The sequence below is a fragment of the Mesorhizobium sp. B3-1-7 genome (assembly GCF_006439385.1).
Lineage (GTDB): Bacteria > Pseudomonadota > Alphaproteobacteria > Rhizobiales > Rhizobiaceae > Mesorhizobium.
The window spans coordinates 1-16,661 of record NZ_VFTL01000024.1 but is presented as its reverse complement, the minus strand read 5'-3'; the positions used below and the strand labels follow the sequence as shown (position 1 = coordinate 16,661).

The 16,661-nt window shown below is 63.6% G+C and carries 16 protein-coding genes and 2 pseudogenes; 12 read left to right on the top strand and 6 right to left on the bottom strand.

Annotation, left to right across the window (positions count from 1 at the left end; all coding sequences use genetic code 11):
• Positions 1–7 precede the first annotated feature (7 nt).
• The gene (ligD, locus tag FJ417_RS19915; protein WP_140784678.1) at positions 8–2,509 is read left to right on the top strand and encodes a DNA ligase D; all 2,502 of its coding nucleotides are present in this window, start codon (positions 8–10) and stop codon (positions 2,507–2,509) included.
• 257 nt (positions 2,510–2,766) lie between these two features.
• Here the strand turns inward: ligD and FJ417_RS19905 are convergent.
• Positions 2,767–3,402: pseudogene (locus tag FJ417_RS19905) on the bottom strand (winged helix-turn-helix domain-containing protein); the annotation flags it as partial.
• Between the two features lie 170 nt (positions 3,403–3,572).
• On the opposite strand from FJ417_RS19905, the gene FJ417_RS19900 reads away from it, so the two are divergent.
• A complete protein-coding gene (locus FJ417_RS19900; RefSeq protein WP_140645923.1) occupies positions 3,573–3,941 on the top strand; it encodes an NIPSNAP family protein in 369 nt (122 codons plus the stop codon).
• Positions 3,938–4,282, top strand: coding sequence for an antibiotic biosynthesis monooxygenase (locus FJ417_RS19895; RefSeq protein WP_140784677.1), 345 nt, complete (start codon positions 3,938–3,940; stop codon positions 4,280–4,282). The genes FJ417_RS19900 and FJ417_RS19895 overlap by 4 nt, the downstream gene beginning before the upstream one ends.
• 141 nt (positions 4,283–4,423) lie before the next feature.
• Here FJ417_RS19895 and mbfA read toward each other — a convergent pair whose 3' ends face one another.
• Positions 4,424–5,407: an iron exporter MbfA gene (mbfA, locus tag FJ417_RS19890; protein ID WP_140645921.1), complete on the bottom strand. Its 984-nt coding sequence runs from the start codon at positions 5,405–5,407 to the stop codon at positions 4,424–4,426.
• A 180-nt stretch (positions 5,408–5,587) separates the two neighbouring features.
• Between mbfA and FJ417_RS19885 the strand changes: the two genes are divergently transcribed.
• Together FJ417_RS19885 and FJ417_RS19880 are read left to right on the top strand one after the other, a co-directional pair.
• Positions 5,588–5,911 carry a hypothetical protein gene (locus FJ417_RS19885; protein WP_140658183.1) on the top strand — a complete coding sequence of 108 codons (324 nt, stop codon included), beginning with the start codon at positions 5,588–5,590 and terminating at the stop codon, positions 5,909–5,911.
• 308 nt (positions 5,912–6,219) lie between these two features.
• Positions 6,220–7,197, top strand: coding sequence for a threonine/serine dehydratase (locus tag FJ417_RS19880; RefSeq protein ID WP_140784676.1), 978 nt, complete (start codon positions 6,220–6,222; stop codon positions 7,195–7,197).
• 15 nt (positions 7,198–7,212) lie between these two features.
• Here the strand turns inward: FJ417_RS19880 and FJ417_RS19875 are convergent, their stop codons facing one another.
• The gene (locus tag FJ417_RS19875) at positions 7,213–8,100 is read right to left on the bottom strand and encodes a LysR family transcriptional regulator (protein ID WP_140784675.1); all 888 of its coding nucleotides are present in this window, start codon (positions 8,098–8,100) and stop codon (positions 7,213–7,215) included.
• Positions 8,101–8,210: 110 nt separating this feature from the next.
• Here FJ417_RS19875 and FJ417_RS19870 point away from each other — a divergent pair, with 110 nt between their 5' ends.
• Positions 8,211–8,957, top strand: a complete 747-nt coding sequence (locus FJ417_RS19870) for a glucose 1-dehydrogenase (protein ID WP_140658177.1) — start codon at positions 8,211–8,213, stop codon at positions 8,955–8,957.
• A gap of 200 nt (positions 8,958–9,157) precedes the next feature.
• Here the strand turns inward: FJ417_RS19870 and FJ417_RS19865 are convergent, their stop codons facing one another.
• Positions 9,158–9,988 carry an AraC family transcriptional regulator gene (locus FJ417_RS19865; protein WP_140784674.1) on the bottom strand — a complete coding sequence of 277 codons (831 nt, stop codon included), beginning with the start codon at positions 9,986–9,988 and terminating at the stop codon, positions 9,158–9,160.
• Positions 9,989–10,084: 96 nt separating this feature from the next.
• Between FJ417_RS19865 and FJ417_RS19860 the strand changes: the two genes are divergently transcribed.
• The 5 genes and pseudogenes from FJ417_RS19860 (at position 10,085) to FJ417_RS19840 (ending at position 14,314) form a co-directional block, all read left to right on the top strand.
• Complete coding sequence (locus FJ417_RS19860; protein ID WP_140784673.1) at positions 10,085–10,636, top strand: carboxymuconolactone decarboxylase family protein; 552 nt, start codon at positions 10,085–10,087, stop codon at positions 10,634–10,636.
• Between the two features lie 95 nt (positions 10,637–10,731).
• Positions 10,732–11,043, top strand: coding sequence for a hypothetical protein (locus tag FJ417_RS19855; protein ID WP_140784672.1), 312 nt, complete (start codon positions 10,732–10,734; stop codon positions 11,041–11,043).
• Positions 11,044–11,121: 78 nt separating this feature from the next.
• Positions 11,122–12,522, top strand: coding sequence for an FAD-dependent oxidoreductase (locus FJ417_RS19850; protein ID WP_140784671.1), 1,401 nt, complete (start codon positions 11,122–11,124; stop codon positions 12,520–12,522).
• Between the two features lie 58 nt (positions 12,523–12,580).
• Complete coding sequence (locus FJ417_RS19845) at positions 12,581–13,498, top strand: NADP-dependent oxidoreductase (RefSeq protein ID WP_140784670.1); 918 nt, start codon at positions 12,581–12,583, stop codon at positions 13,496–13,498.
• Positions 13,499–13,851: 353 nt separating this feature from the next.
• A pseudogene (locus FJ417_RS19840) lies at positions 13,852–14,314 on the top strand (phasin).
• Positions 14,315–14,508: 194 nt separating this feature from the next.
• Here FJ417_RS19840 and FJ417_RS19835 read toward each other — a convergent pair.
• Both FJ417_RS19835 and FJ417_RS19830 read right to left on the bottom strand, forming a co-directional pair.
• A complete protein-coding gene (locus FJ417_RS19835; RefSeq protein ID WP_140784669.1) occupies positions 14,509–14,742 on the bottom strand; it encodes a hypothetical protein in 234 nt (77 codons plus the stop codon).
• Between the two features lie 209 nt (positions 14,743–14,951).
• Positions 14,952–15,131, bottom strand: a complete 180-nt coding sequence (locus FJ417_RS19830) for a DUF3606 domain-containing protein (RefSeq protein ID WP_140784668.1) — start codon at positions 15,129–15,131, stop codon at positions 14,952–14,954.
• A gap of 197 nt (positions 15,132–15,328) precedes the next feature.
• On the opposite strand from FJ417_RS19830, the gene FJ417_RS19825 reads away from it, so the two are divergent.
• A partial coding sequence (locus FJ417_RS19825; RefSeq protein ID WP_140784667.1) for an inorganic triphosphatase occupies positions 15,329–16,661 on the top strand: 1,333 nt, incomplete at its 3' end.

Sequence of the window (16,661 nt, the reverse complement as noted above, 5' to 3'; positions counted from 1 at the left end):
TGGCGGCATGGCCGGCCTCGAGCAGTATCACGCCAAGCGCGACTTCAAGAAGACCGCCGAGCCGGCCGGCAAGGTCGGCAGGCAAAAGCAAGGCGGCGGCATCTTCGTCGTCCAGAAGCATGCCGCGACGCGGCTCCACTATGATTTCCGGCTGGAGCATGACGGCGTGCTGTGGAGCTGGGCGGTGACGCGCGGCCCGAGCCTCGATCCGCATGAGAAGCGGCTGGCCGTGCATGTCGAGGATCATCCGATCGACTACGCGTCCTTCGAAGGCACCATTCCGAAGGGCCAATATGGCGGCGGCTCGGTCATCGTCTGGGACGAAGGCAAGTGGATGCCGGATGGCGATCCGGCCAAGGGCATGAAGAAGGGCCATATCGACTTCGAGCTCGAGGGCCACAAGCTCAACGGCCGCTGGCATCTGGTCAGGCTGCGGCCCCGCCCCGGCGAGAAGCGCGACAACTGGCTGCTGATCAAATCCGACGATGCCGCCGCCCGGCCCGGCGAGGATGTTCTCGAGGAAGAACCGAAATCGGTGAAGTCGGGCCTGACCATCGAGGAGGTGGGCGAAGGCAAGGCTGCCAGGGGCGAGAAGCCGAAGGTCTGGCAATCCAACAGGCCGGCCGCCGGCAAGGCCAAGGCCGGGCCTGGCAAGCGTCTCGACTTCATCGAGCCGCAGCTGGCGACGCTGGAAAGGGATGCGCCCGCCGGCGAGGATTGGCTGCACGAGGTGAAATTCGACGGTTACCGCATGCAGGCGCAGATCGCCGGCAGCGACGTCAGGCTGCTCACCCGTGCCGGCCTCGACTGGACGGAAAAATTCGACGGTCCGGTCACTGGTGCACTGGCGGGGCTGAAATGCCGCGACGCCATCATCGACGGCGAGATCGTGGTGTTGGCCGACAGCGGCGTGTCGTCCTTCCCCTTGCTGCAGGCGGATCTGTCGGCCCGACGCGCCGACCGCTTCGTCTACTATGTCTTCGACCTGATGCGGCTTGACGGCAAGGATCTGCGCCGCGAACCCTTGGTCGAACGCAAGCAGGCGCTGGCCGAACTGCTCGGCGAGCAGCCCGAACATTCGGGGCTGCGCTTCAGCGATCATTTCCACGAGCCGGGCAAGGTCATGCTGCAGCATGTCTGCCGCATGGGGTTGGAAGGCGTGGTGTCGAAACGCGCCGACGCGCCCTACCGCAGCGGGCGGGGGCTCTCCTGGATCAAGTCCAAATGCACGCTGCGCCAGGAATTCGTCATCGGCGGCTATCTGCCCTCGGATAAGACCGGACGCGGCCTGCGCTCGCTGCTGGTCGGGTTCAACGAAGGCGGCAAGCTGCACTATGCCGGCCGTGTCGGCACCGGCTTTTCCGGCAAGGTGATGACCGACTTGAAGAAGAAGCTCGACGGCCTCAAGGCGAAGGGCTCGCCGTTCTCGGCCGCCGTGCCCAAGGGCAAGGGCCTCACCTTCGTCAAGCCGGAACTTGTCGGCGAGGTGGAGTTCCGCAGCTGGACATCCGACCGTATAATCCGCCACGCCTCGTTCCAGGGGCTTCGCGAGGACAAGCCGGCGGAGGAAGTCGTGCAGGAAAAGCCGAAGAAGGCCGAAATCGGAGCGAGGCCGGGTACAAAGACCGCGCCGAAAGCCTCGGCCGGAACGGCGAAGACCTCGATAAAGCTCTCGCATCCCGACAAGCTGCTATGGCCGGACGAGAAGGTGTCCAAGCGGGACCTGCTCGATCACTACGCGCTGGTCTGGCCGCGCATGGCAGAATTCGTCGTCAACCGGCCGCTGAGCCTGGTGCGCGCGCCGGACGGCATCAACGGCCAGCGCTTTTTCCAGAAACACGCCTCGCCCGGCATGAGCGACAAGATCGCCAGGATGAAGGATCCGACTGACGGCGAGGAGATCCTGTTCATCAAGGATTTCGATGGGCTGGCCGCGCTTGTCCAGTACGGCGCGGTCGAGGTGCATATCTGGGGCTCGACGATCGATCAGCTGGAGAAACCGGACCAGATCATCTTCGATCTCGATCCGGACGAAGGCGTCGATGTCGGCAAAGTGCGCGAGGCGGCGCTCGACATCCACAAGCAGCTCGACGAGCTGTCGCTGCCCAACCTGGTCAAGACCTCCGGCGGCAAGGGCTATCATGTGCTGGTGCCGCTGAAACCCTCGGCGGAGTGGGACGCGGTCAAGGATTTCGCCCATGATTTCGCCCGCGCGCTGGAGCAGGCCGCGCCCGACCGCTACACGGCGACGCTGTCGAAGAAGGCGCGTACCGGCAAGATCTTCGTCGACTATCTGCGCAACGGCAGGGGCTCGACCACGGTCGCGCCCTATTCCTCCCGCGCCAAGAAGGGCGCAACCGTGTCGATGCCGGTGACCTGGCCTGAGATCGAAAAGGGCTTGGCGCCGAATGCTTTCCCGCTGGGGGACGAGACGACGCTGAAGCAATTGAAGAAGGCGGATCCGTGGGCGGAGTTCTTCAAGCTGGGGAAGCCGCTGAAGCGGGGGTGATCGCGGGCAAGACGCAAAGTAGCCTATGCCGAGATCCTTCGCCCTCCTCTCTGTCCTGCCGGACATCTCCCCCTCAAGGGGGGGATCGGCAGCTTTGGCGCGGGGCCTCTTCTGCAACGTTGATGATTGGCGAAAGAGAGCGTGACATCCGATCTCCCCCCTTGAGGGGGAGATGCCCGATAGGGCAGAGAGGGGGGCCTCGCGCCGACATTGCACGTTATCGGCACCAGGCTTTCAGTTATCGGCACCGGGGCCGTCGGCGAGAACACCACGGCGCGGCTGTCCTTTTCGCGCCGGGCCCATTTCTCGGCGATGATCTTGTCGAGGATGGCGGCGCCCAGCGTGCCGGCGAGATGCGAGCGCCGCACGCTCCAGTCGAGGCAGGCGCGGCACACCGGCCGCCGCGCCTTGGCATGGGTCTCGATGCCGAGCGTGGAAAAATGCGAGACGCCGGATGACGAGAGCCTGATCTCGTTGTCCTCGCGCAGCAAAAGTTTCCTGTCGAAGAGCCGGTCGAGCATCGTGACCGCCTGCTCGCCGGCGAGGTGATCGTAACAAACGCGCGCCACGCGCATGGCCGCGTCGCGCGGGCCGGGCCGCACACGCTTCGGGCCGACCGCCTCGGCGACGCCGATGATCGCCTCGATCATGCCGGCCACCTGCGCGCTGGCAAGGCCGTAATAGCGGTGGCGCCCCTGGCTGGCCAAGGTGAGCAGCCCGCCATCCATCAGCTTGGACAGATGCGAGGAAGCGGTGGGCAGCGATACGCCGGCCTCGAGCGCCAGTTCCGACGCCGTCAGCGCCGTGCCGCCCATCAACGCGTTCAGCATGTTGGCGCGGGCCGGATCGCCGACCAGGCTGGCGATGCGGGCGATGTCCGGTCCTTCACGCATGGTTCGATCCTTATCGAAGCATTCCCGTCAGGGAAGCACTATTGTCCAGTCAGCTCAAGCAGCCCGGCAAACTCTCCTGACAGGAAGATGCCTAGCACAATGACGCAAGCGATGTTTCGACCGGGATCGAACCGTCGTCGTCGAAGAACCAACCATACGAGGAGACCGACATGACCATCACCTGCTTCATCCGCTACGAGATCGATCCGTTCGGCAAGGCGGCGTTCGAGCAATATGCGCGCGCCTGGGGTCAGGCCATTCCGCGTTGCGGCGCCGACCTGATCGGCTACTACGCCCCGCACGAAGGCTCGGCCACTACGGCCTATGCCGCCTACAACGTCGAGAGCCTCGCGGACTATGAAGTCTATCGCGCGCGGCTTGCCGCCGACCCGGCCGGCAAGGCAAACTACGAATTCGCGCGGCGCGAGAAATTCATCCTCAAGGAGGACCGCGTCTTCCTGAAGCTGGTGTCCGGCCCGCATGGCCCGCGGCAGGTCTTTCGCACCGACGTGACGGTCAGGGAAGGGATGGAGGCATGATCGCAGTCATCTTCGAAGTGGAGCCGGCGGAAGGCAAGCGCGATGCCTATCTCGGCATCGCCGCGGAGCTTAAGCCCCTGCTCGACGGCATAGACGGTTTCATCTCGGTCGAGCGCTTCCAGAGCCTCGTCGATCCCAGGCGGGTGCTGTCGCTGTCCTTCTGGCGCGACGAGGAAGCGGTGAAAGCCTGGCGCAACACCGAGGAGCACCGGCAGGCGCAGAAGGCGGGGCGGGGCGGAATCTTTGCCGGCTACCGTTTGCGTATCGCCCATGTCGTGCGCGACTACGGGTTGACCGAAAGGGCGGAAGCGCCAAGGGATAGCCGCGCGGTGAATAGGTGAATCGCGCCTTCCCTTACCTTGCGGGAGAAGGGAAAACCTAATGCATGTCGCGCAAAAGTGTGCAGCGGTTTTGCGATAACGACATGCATGAAAACAAAGCCTTAAAGCGCGTCGCCTGGATCCACTTCAGCGCGACGCGCTTTAAGCGTTCCCGATCAGCACGCCCGCCCCGAACACCAGCGCGCCGCCCAGCACCACCTGGAAGGCGGCGCGCCAGAACGGGGTCTGCATGTAGCGGTTCTGGACGAAAGCGATCGCCCAGAGCTCGAAGAACACCACCACAGCCGCCACGGCGGTGGCCGTCCAGAAGTGCGGGATTAGATAGGGCAGCGCGTGGCCGAGGCCGCCCAGCGAAGTCATCAGGCCGACTGTCAGCCCACGCTTGATCGGCGAGCCGCGCCCCGACAGCTTGCCGTCGTCGGAGGCGACCTCGGTGAAACCCATCGAAATGCCGGCGCCGATCGAGGCGGCGAGGCCGACCAGAAGCGTCTGCCAGGTGTCGTGCGTGGCGAATGCCGCGGCGAAAATCGGCGCCAGCGTCGACACCGAGCCGTCCATCAGCCCGGCCAGCCCCGGCTGCACATAGGTGAGGATGAACTGGCGCTGCTCGGCGCTCGCCTCCTCGACCTTGACCGTGCCCGGCACATGCTCCTGCTCCAATTCATGCGCCGAGCTCTCATGGCCCTGCTCGGCCACGGCGAGATCGTCGAGCAGCTTTCGCGTCGAGGCGTCGGTGGTGCGCTTGGCCGCCTCTACATAGAAGCGATAGGCCTGCTGCTCCATGGCCTCCGCCTGGCGCCGCACATGCTCGATGCCGAGCGGCTTCACCAGCCAGTCGGGCTTGCGCTCGAAATAGCCTTTCACATGCTCGCGCCGGATCAGCGGGATGCGCTCGCCGAAGCGCTTGCGATAAAGCTCGATGAGCGAATCGCGATGGCCGTCCTCTTCCTCGGCCATCGCCTCGAACACTTTCGCCGATTGCGGAAAGTCCTGCGCCAGGCCATCGGCATAGGCCCGGTAGATGCGTCCGTCATCCTCCTCGGAAGAAATCGCCAGCGCCAGGATTTCCTGCTCCGACAGCGAATCGAACGAACGGCGGCCGAAGCCGAAAACACGAGAAAGCATGATGGGATCACTCTAGTTTAGAATTATTCTAAACTAGGATCTTGCTTGCCGGACGTCAATTGCGAACGGCACGGGCCGCGACGCGAATGGGTGATCCAGCGGAACCCGGCCCAACTCTTCATTATTGCCGAATGTTCGCCTATATAGCGTGCAACCACCAAAATTGAAGGAATCCCGGGCATGACGAACAAAAAGCCCCCGCACGCATTCGATGCCAAACCGGTTCTCGATCTCATCGCCAGCATCGAGGCCGACCTGCAGCGCCTGAAGGGCCTCGTCGAGGAGCAGCTCGAAAAATTCGACCCGGCCAACCCGCACAACAAGACGCCGGACGGCAAGCTGACCGAGGAAGGCGCCGAGTGCTGCTACCGCATGTTCGACGAAGGCAAGTCGCGCTACACGGTTTCCCAGCAGATGAAGATATCCTTCGCCGCCGCCACCCACCGCTTCAACTCCTGGCGCAAGCTCGGCGGCAGCAAAAGGACAAAGACGCTGCTGGGATGAGCGGTCGCCGACAGGGCGAAATGTCGGCGGGACAGCCTCCCTCTGACCTGCCGGCCATCTCCTCCGCGAGGGGAAAGATTAGTTGTTTCGGCGCCCCGCCCATTCTTGCGACCTAGGAGATTGGCGAAAGCCGGCGTGACGTCTGATCTCCGCCCTTGTGGGGGAGATGTCCAGTAGGACAGAGGGAGGCGCGAAGGAACGCCAACTTCCAAAATTGCCAAACCAACCTTGTCTCCGTCACATTTTTTCGTTGGCGCGCCGGGATGATTTCCGTGCACCATGGCGGGACTCATCCTGCGAGGCCCTCCATGACCACCCTCCCCGGCATCTCCGACATCCGCGCCGCCGCGGCGCGGCTTTCCGGCTTGACCGTCGAAACGCCGCTGATCGAGTCGCCCGAGCTCAACAAGCGCTATGGCGGCCGCATCCTGTTCAAGCCCGAGACGCTGCAGCGCACCGGCTCCTTCAAGATCCGCGGCGCCTACAACAAGCTGTCGAGCCTGAGCGAGGAGGAGCGCGGCCGTGGCGTCGTTGCCTTCTCTTCCGGCAACCATGCGCAAGGGGTGGCGGCCTCCGCCGCCATGTTCGGCGTCAAGGCTGTCATCGCCATGCCGGCCGATGCGCCGGCCATGAAGATCGGCAATGTCCGCAAGATGGGCGCCGAGGTGGTGCCGTTCGATCGCTTCAAGGATGACCGCATGGCCGTTGTCCGCCCCTACATCGAGAAGGGCATGGTGCTGGTGCCGCCCTTCGACGATCCGGCCATCATTGCCGGCCAGGGCACGATCGGCCTGGAGCTGATGAAGCAGGCGAAAGCGCTCGGCGCAGCGCTCGACGCCGTCGTCGTGCCTTGTGGCGGCGGCGGCCTGTCGAGCGGTATCTCGGTCGCCGTCAAGGACGCTTCGCCGCGAACCGCCGTCTGGGCGGTCGAGCCCGAGCATTTCGACGACACGCGCCGCTCGCTGGCCAAGGGCGAGCGGGTCGCGAACGATCCCGGCCATAGCTCGATCTGCGATGCGCTGCTGACCGCCGAGCCCGGCGCCATCACCTTCGAGATCAACCGCAGGAATCTCGCCGGCGGCATTGCCGTCTCCGAAGACGCGGTCAGACAGGCGATGCGCGACGCCATGGCCCATCTCAAGCTGGTGGTCGAGCCCGGCGGCTGCGTCGCGTTTGCCGCGCTCTCCTCCGGCGAGATCGACCTCGCCGGCAAATGCGTTGCCGTCGTGCTCTCCGGCGGCAATGTCGATCTCGTCACCTATGCCGGGATCATGGCGGCTGCATAAAGCGCCGCGCCGCGATCATCCGCTCGCCAGCGCCTGTTCGAGATAGTCGCTGAAGGCGCGCGCCTTTTGCGAAGGGCGCCGTCCAGCCGGGAACACGACGTAAGCCGCTACAGGGTCGAGACGGTAGTCTGCCAGGAGCTCCACCAGTGCACCGGAGACAAGCTCCTCCGCGCACATCCATGTCGAGGCGATTGCTATGCCGAGGCCCGCGTTCGCGCAGGCGAGGACGCCTACGGTCGAACGGGTCCGCACGCGGGGATTGACGGGTTGGATCTCGGCGATGCCGTCCCGATGCGCGTTCCAGTTCTGCTCGTTCATGTCGCTGGGCCCGCTGATGAGATGGTGCCGGCTGAGTTCGGCGAGGGTCTTCGGAATACCGCACCGGGCGAGGTAGGTGGGCGAGGCGACGAATAGCCGCCGGGCGGTGGCGAGCTTGCGCGCCACGAAGCTGGAATCCGGCTGTTCGCCAAGGCGAAGCGCCATGTCGGCGCCTTCCGCGATGAGGTTCTCGTAACGGTCGGACATCATGAGATCGATCTTCAGCAAGGGATGGTTGTCGAGGAAGGCAAGCAGCCGCGGCACTATCTGCCGCGCTCCGAAACCTTGCGACAGCGCCACGCGCAGTGTGCCGGACAGCCTGTCGGCGCTGCGGGCGGCGTTTTCCGCCTCTTCGACCCCGGCAAGCGCTTCTCGGGCGCGAGACAACAGAGCCTCGCCCGCGTCGGTAAGCGAGAGTTGGCGAGTGGTCCGGGTAAGCAGCTTGACGCCCAGCCGGTCCTCAAGCGCGGCCACTGTCCGCGAGACGGAAGGTTGCGACAGCCCGAACTCCCTGGCCACCTTGGAAAAACTGCCCGTCTCGACGGTGCGGACAAAGATCGCCAGTTGCTGAAATCGGTCATTCATACGAGAGACGTATATATCATATGAACCCGGCGGCGCTACTGGTCACACGACGCATGATTTACCTCCTCAGCAACACGCCGCGTGGCGGCGATGAGCGAAGGAGAAAGATCATGAACGAGCTGAAGGACAAGGTAGCGATCGTGACCGGCGCGTCAAAGGGCATCGGTGCGGCGATAGCGCGTCGGTTTGCCAAGGCGGGCGCCGCCGTGATGGTCAATTACGCTTCGAGCAAGGAGGATGCGGACCGGGTGGTCGCAGACATCCTGCGCGAAGGTGGCAAGGCCGTGGCGGTCCAGGCGGATGTCAGCAACAGCGCCGACGTGAAGCGACTCTTTGCCGAGACCAAGGCGACGTTCGGGACGCCCAGCATCCTCGTCAACAATGCCGGCGTGTACCGCTTCGGGCCGCTGGAGGACGTGACGGAAGCCGAGTTCCATCGTCAATTCAACACCAATGTGCTGAGCACGATCCTGACGACACAGGAAGCGGCAAGGGCCTTTGACGGCCATGGCGGCAGCGTCATCAATCTCAGCACCATTTCGAGCACCAATCCGGTGCCGAACTCCGTCGTCTATTCGGCCTCCAAGAGCGCCGTGGACACGATCACCAGGGCGCTCGCCAACGAGTTGGCCACCCGCAGGATCCGCGTCAACGCGATCGCACCGGGCATGACGGAAACCGAAGGCCTCGCAGTCGTGGGCATCGATGACGAAACCGCCAAGAACATCGGAGCGACCTTGCCGATGGGCCGGGTGGGGCAGCCCGACGACATCGCGCGCGTGGCCGTCTTCCTGGCTTCCGACCAGTCAGCCTGGCTGACGGGTGAGCGCATCACTGCCTCCGGCGGCCAGCGTTAGCCGTTCGTCCGGAATGAACTCGGCATCGATCTTGCAAAGTGTTGCGGCAATGGAATGGGCACATCCGCCTGCCTCGACATCTTCATTGTTGTTCCGGAATGCAGCGGAGAACGCTCATCGCCGGCACCTCTTGCAGAAGGTCGGCATCCGAAGCTCTCACGACAGCGGACGTGCCCATCCCGACGAACGATGCCGGCTTGTCAGCTGGAGCGGACATCCGCGGTCCTGAGACCATTCGAACTGCGCGGCGACCGTCCCGTCACCCGGCTGAACACGCGAGAGAAAGCGGCGCCGCTCTGGTAGCCGACCTGCAAGGCCACGCTCTTGACCGGCTTACCCCTGGCAAGAAGCTGACGTGCGACCGTCATGCGCCAGACCGTCAGATAGTCGATAGGCGTCTGGCCGATCCGTGTCCGGAAATGCTCGGCGAACCGCGTGCGTGACATGCCGGCGATCCCGGCGAGATCTTCCAGGGTCCATGGCTTCCCGGGCGCATCGTGCATTGCCGTCAGCACCCTGGCAAGGCGCGGATCGCCGAGTCCGGCGAGCACGCCGGTCGCTACCCGGCCGCTGTCGGTGACGTGTCGCACGATCAGGATCAGGAGGTAGTCCAACAGCTGGTCGAGCGCCACCTGGCGGCCACTCAGTTCGGAGAATGCTTCGCCGATCAGCAGATCGCAGACCGGCGCCAGCGCGGGATGCGACGCGAGCGGCAGGACCACGAGTTCGGGCAGGCCCTGTCCGATCGGGTTGCCCTCGGCGCCGCCGAGCTCGACGGTCGCGCAAACGAGATCGGCGCCGCGGTCCGGATCAACCGTGAAACTGTGGACGCGGCCACGGGGAAAAAACAGGAGGGATGGCTCATCAAGCTGAAGGTCGACCTGGCCGGCCCGGGCGAGCGTGAGCACGCCTCCCTTGAGAAGGTGCAAGTGGCCTTCATCGGTGAAGTGCCTCGTCTCGCAAAGGTTACCGGTGAAGAAGGTCCGGGCCCTCGGCGTGACGTGGGCGAACAGGGCAGCGAAGGGATCCATTGGGACGATCGGCAACGTATTTGGCACCAACCGTCACCTTTAATCCGACATATAGGGCAGTGCAAGCCCGCAATGTTACAGAAAAGGATCCCTCACATGCCCCGTATCGCTCCCATCGAAACTGCCCATGTCGATCCCGGCGTCAAGGCCACGTTGTCGGCCGTCAAGACCAAGATCGGCATGGTGCCGAACCTGTTCTCGACTTTTGCGCGATCGCCCGCGGTGCTCAACGGCTATCTTGCCTTCTCCGATGCGCTCGGCAAAGGCGTGCTGACCGCCAAGCAGCGGGAGATCGTTGCGCTCGCCATTGGGCAGGCGAACGAGTGCGAGTACTGCCTCTCGGCGCACACGCTGATGGGCAAGGGCGCCGGCCTGTCGCCGGAAGGCATCCGCAGGGCCCGCGAGGGCAAGGCGGAAACCGCCATCGACGCCGTCATCGCATCGTTCGCGCGCCGCGTGCTTGAGAAGCGCGGGCAGGTCACGGACGCCGAAGTTGCCGCCGTGCGTTCGGCTGGGCTTGACGACGCCCGCATCATCGAGGTGATCGCGAACGTCGCGATCAACGTGCTGACCAACTACACCAACAACGTGGCGCTGACCGATATCGACTTTCCCAAGGTCGATGTCGCGCTGCGACCTGCCGCCTGATCCCGAAGGGCGTGGCGCTCGATCCTTTGGGCGCCGCGCTCCCCGCAATCACACGGTCCACGGCCTGTGCAGGCCCTCCTCAATGGCAGCGTGTCATGAATATTCGTTTCGTCACCAACACCGCTCAGGCCTTGCTCGACTACCTCGTCGCGCTGAGCCTGGTTGCCATGCCGTTCCTCGTTGGGCTCCGCCATCCGGAACGCCACGGGATTGCAATCTTCGTCCTGCCCTGTTGGCTGCAGGTTGTCGTCGACCGCCTCGTCAGCGGCGTATTCATCGTTGTTCCGTTCGTGCTCGGCTTCCAGGGTCTCGAAGTCTGGTACTACTGGGCGAAAGTGAGATCCGGTCCGCGCTTGAGCCAGCCTGGGGATTGTGCCGGCCGAGGATCAAAGGGCGGCGCAGCTTGAATCCGTGGCGGCCGACGTCCCGCCGCAACCGGTTGCTATGTCCAGTGTCAATTTCCATAACTATAGCGGAGAACCCTCATGCCCCAACCAGAACATTTTGATTTTCTGATCCTCGGCAGCGGCCAGGGCGGCAAGGCGCTTGCCTGGCATCTGGGCCGATCCGGCCAGCGCGTCGCGGTCGTCGAGCGCCGCTGGGTCGGCGGCTCCTGTCCTGCGGTGGCCTGCATGCCCAGCAAGAATGAAGTGTGGAGCGCGCGGGTCGCCTACCTGTCCCACAACGCCGGCCAGTTCGGCACGTCGACCGGTCCCGTCTCGACCGACATGGCGAAGGTCCGCCGGCGCAAGCAGGAGATGGTCGATCGCGAGATCGCCTTCCACCTCGATGCCTATAAGACCAGCGGCGCGGAGCTGATCATGGGCAGCGGCCGCTTCGTTGGACAAAAGACGATCGAAGTTGCGCTGAACGAAGGCGGCACGCGGGTGCTCACCGGCGACAAGGTCGTCATCAATGTCGGCACGCATGCGGCGATCCCCGGTATTCCCGGTCTCGAGCAAGCCCAGCCGCTCACCCATATCAGCGCCCTCGAGCTCGACATCCTGCCGCCGCATCTCATCGTGCTCGGCGGCGGCTATGTCGGCCTCGAACTGGCGCAGGCTTATCGCCGCTTCGGCAGCCGGGTGACGGTGATCGAAGCCGGGCCTCAGCTTATCGGCAGGGAGGACCGCGACGTCGCCGACGAGATGCGGAAACTTCTTGAGGACGAAGGCATCGAGTTCTTTGTCGGCACCGAGCCGCTTGGGGTGCATGGCCGCTCCGGCGAACAGGTCAGCGTGACCATACGCACGGCTTCGGGCAAGCGGACGATCGAGGGCAGCCATCTGCTCGCTGCCGTCGGGCGCGTCCCGAACACCGCCGGCATCGGCCTCGAAGAGGCCGGCGTGGCGCTCGACGGCCGTGGCTTCATCCGCGTCAACGAGCGGCTGGAAACAAGCGCGCCCGATGTCTGGGCGCTCGGCGAAGGCGCCGGCAGTCCGCAATTCACGCATGTCTCGGTCGACGATTTCCGCATCGTCCGGGACAATCTGGCTGGCGGCCATCGCACGACGCGCGACCGGCTGGTGCCCTACACGATGTTCACCGATCCGCCGCTCGCCCGCGTCGGCTTGAGCGAGGGCGAAGCGCAGCGCCAGGGCGTCATCGTGCGCGTCGCCAATCTGCCGATGAGCGCCGTGCTGCGCACCGAAGCAACGGACGAAAAGCAGGGTTTTATGAAGGTGGTCGTGGCCGGCGATGACGACAATATCCTCGGCTTCACGATGATCGGCTCCGAGGCAGGCGAGGTGCTGGCGGCGGTGCAGACGGCGATGCTGGCGAACCTGCCTTATCCGAAGCTGCGCGACGCCGTCATCACGCATTTGACGATCGCGGAGGGACTTGGCCCCCTGCTGGCGAACGTGCCGCCGAGGTCCGGACAATAGGTTGGAAGCTTCATCCCGGGGAGCCACCGGAGAGACAAATGACCGAGAGGAAATTATCATGAAGGCAATCGTGGTGACGGACCAGGCCGCGGGAACGGCCGGGATGACGCTGGTGGAGCGGCCCGAGCCGCAGGCAGCGATAAACGACGTCGTGGTTCAGGTTCATGCGTCGGGATTCGTCCCGACCGAGCTGGCGTGGCCTTCGACCTGGACCGATCGCCGCGACCGTGACCGAACACCGTCGATCCCCGGGCACGAGTTGGCCGGTGTGGTCACCGCTCTCGGCTACGGCACGACGGGGCTGTCGGTGGGACAGCGGGTGTTCGGCCTCGCCGACTGGTATCGCGACGGCACCTTGGCGCAGTATATAGCCATCGAGGCGCGCAACCTCGCGCCGCTGCCGGGCGACGTCGACTTCACGGTGGGCGCGAGCCTCCCGATCTCGGGCCTGACCGCCTGGCAGGGACTGTTCGAGCACGGCCGCCTTCGGGCCGGGCAGAGCGTCCTCGCCCACGGCGCGGCCGGCGCCGTCGGGTCGATGGTGACGCAACTCGCGCGAGAGGCCGGCGCCTACGTCATCGGCACCGGCCGCGCCACCGACCGTCAGGCGGTGCTCGACTTCGGCGCGAGGGAGTTCATCGACCTCGACAACGACGCCCTGGAAGACGCCGGCAAAGTCGATCTGGTGTTCGACGTCATCGGCGGCGACATCGGCAAGCGGTCCGCAGGCATGGTTCGGGCCGGAGGAACGCTGGTGTCCGTCGTCGGGCCGGTAGAGGCGCGGCCCGCCGACGGCCTGGCGGTCGACTTCGTTGTCGAGTCCGATCGTGCCCAGCTGAGCGAGATCGTCCTGCGGGTGCGGGACGGACGGCTGCGGACGAACATCGGCAACGTCTCGACCCTCGACGATGCCGTCGCCGCCTTCAACCCGACCGAGCGGCGCAAGGGAAAGACGATCATCCGCGTTCGTCCGTGAGGACTTGCGGACGGCGAACGATTTCTGCCCTTCTCGTGGATAGAACGTGCCGTTCATCGATGTCCGGTTCTGGCCACAACAAGGACCGTCTCGACCCACTCTCGCTCGCCCCGCATTGTCCTCCGCCCCTAATCCAGCGGCGGCGAGGGGCTTTCAAGTTGTCGCGCGGTTGGACCCGCTTTGGGGCCGGAAGGGGACCGGCTTCTTTCGGACGAGTAATCGTAGCTGCGGACGTTCAGCTCCGCCTGAGGCTGTGAATTGCATGAAGCGGTTACATAAATCCGTTGCGACGGTCTCGTACATGATGGGGACGGCTTTGTTTTGAAGCCGTCCCTGGAAAAAAGGATGGAAAAATGTCCAAGCTCCCCGGCAAGACCGAAACGATCGAAGACGTCGAATCCCCCACCTTCGACCCGTCCAAAGCTACCGAGCAAGTTCGAGCTGTTGTCGACCAGGGCGTTGAGCAGTCGAAGCAAGCGTTTCCCAAACTGAGTTCGGACGCCGAAACAACACAAAAAGGCTCTTGAGTCGACCTTTGAGGTGGCCAAGACCACCGGCAACGAGGTGTCCCTGAAGATGATTACGGCTCTGAGGGACAATGCCGAAGCCGGCTTCACACACCTTGAGGCGCTGGTTGCCGCGAAGTCGCTGTCCGAGTGCATCGAATTGCAGACCGTTTTCCTTCACAAGCAGATCGAAAAATCCGCCGAGCAGGCCAGAGACCTCCAGGCCGTGATGATGAGGGTTAGCGAGGACATGTCCAAGCCGATCAAGAATGCCTTTGAGAAGGCTTTGAAGGAACGCAAGGCTGCCTGATTGCCTCAGACATCCGAGACCGAAGGTCGTGCCTAGTCTCTGGGCCCATTCCGCCGGTCTTCTTCCATTTGGTCGGACAGCTTTTGTCCGCCCGACCGCTTCGGCGTGCTATCGCTGGTTTCGAGGTTTCTCAGCCCGTGTCAGCAATAAGTTGCAGAGTGATCGGCAATCATTGGGACGCAAGGCTCGCCTCACTAAGCCTTGCCGCTCACTCGCCCTGCGATGGCGAATGCCTGTAGGTTTTTGACCTTTCCGTGGTCCTGGTCAGCGTTAGCGATAATCGAGAAGAACGCCGCGCGGACGATGTCTTTCTTTGACGCGTCCGGGTGTTCCTTCCTTGCCGCCTTCAACAGTTGTTTCGGCGTCATATCTGGCGTCACAATCCGCATCAGAGTGTCGCTGATCGACTGTAATTCCGTTGCATCCATTGGGAAACTCCGTCCCTGGCTCCCCACCAACAACTTTTGCAGAGCGCCATTGTTAGCTGAAACTAAATTCACGTTACAATGGGAGACGAGCCAGCGCGCGTCCCGGCTGCGTCGGCTGTCTCATAAGGGCGAAAGCGCTTCGCTGCAACAGCGTCAACCAGCCAGCGCGTCCCAGTGCCGCTTGGAAACGGGGAAGCCGTGCCGACAATTCAGTCTTCCTTCAAGTCTTCGGCTTCGTCCCTGAGCTTGGTCCAGTCGGCACCATGCTTTCGCAACAATGCGCGCGCCTGTTTCGGCGTGACGTCGGCAATTTCCGTCAGGTGCTCTACCTCCAGCTTTTGCCCCTTCGCCACGCGGCTCGCCTTCCTCTTTTTTTCTTTGGTAGCCATCTCCTATGTCCTTCTCTTGCATCATCGGATGAACGAGAACTGACAGGTGTGGTTCCGGCTCGCGTATTGTCGTCTGTCGACTTGAGGTCCGGCCACAGTTGGTCGAGGCGAGCGGTTGTTTGTGACAGCTTTATGACGCACCATGCGAGTTGGGGTTCCCTTCGATTGTCGTGAAGTTGCGCGGCGCCGAGGACATCATGCAGGAAACGGAACTGAAGCTCGAGCTTTCGCGAACGGGTGCGGGATCGCTCCTCAAGAAAAATCCGTTCGGATCCTCGCCTACCGTTCTCCAGCAAAGATCGATCTATTTCGACACCCCGGGATGGGACCTGTCCAAGCGCGGCCTGTCGCTTCGCATTCGGCAATCGGGAAATGAACGGATACAAACCGTCAAAGCCAGCGATGGCGCCGCCGCCGGATCGTTCACACGCGAGGAATGGGAGCGCCCGGTCGCGGGCGATATACCGATACTTGACGATCCGCAGATCCGAGATCTGCTTGCAGGGGCTGGCCCAAAGCTCGCGCCCCTGTTCGAGGTTCATCTCAAACGGCACTCTTGGAACGTGATGGATGGCGACGCCACGGTCGAAGTCGCTTTGGATCTTGGCAAGGTCGTTGCAGCCGATCGCGAGGCGCCGGTCTGCGAGATCGAGTTTGAAAAGAAGGCGGGCTCACCGAGAGCGCTGTTTGCACTCGCCCGGAAAGTCGACCTGATCACGCCGGCGCATGTCGGGGTGCTGAGCAAAGCTGAACGGGGCTATCACCTGCTTGGCAGGGCACCCGGTGCTGTGAAGGCGGCTTCGACACTGCTCACCTCCGAGATGAGCGCGGCAACGGCTTTCGCGCGTATCGCCGCTGCCTGTCTCAGACAGTTTCGTCTCAATGAAAAGGTGCTGGGGTGGTCCCGCGATGCCGAGGCCCTGCATCAGGCCCGCGTGTCGCTGCGGCGGCTGCGCTCCCTTTGCTCGATCTGCAAGTCGCTGTTCCATGACAGCCGTTTCGACCACCTGCGAGAAGAATTGAAATGGCTCGCCTCGGAATTTGGCGATGCGCGCAATATCGACGTGATGATCGACCGCGCTTCGAGCGAGGCTCTTTCAAGCCGTCTTCAAAACGCGCGAGACGACGCCTATACGGCGGTCGAAGCATCGCTCTCCTCGGTGCGCGCCCGCTCCTTGATGATCGATGCTACCGAGTGGATCTCCATCAGGGACTGGCCGACCGACCAATCGGACGAAACGTTGCGCGAGCAGTCGTCAAGGGATTTCGCCTCCGGTGTATTTGAGAAATTTTGGAAAAAAGTGGCGAAGGGCGGCAAGAATCTCATCGATGCCGATGACGAGACCCGCCACAAAGTGCGCATCGCCGCAAAGAAACTGCGCTACGCTGCGGAGTTCTTCGAGCCGCTTTACAACAGCAAGGCGGAAGCCAAACGCCATCGACGGTTCATCGACGCGATGAAGGGCCTGCAGGATCAGCTCGGTAACCTCAACGATATCGCCACCGCCCCCGATATGCTGGCAGCGCTGG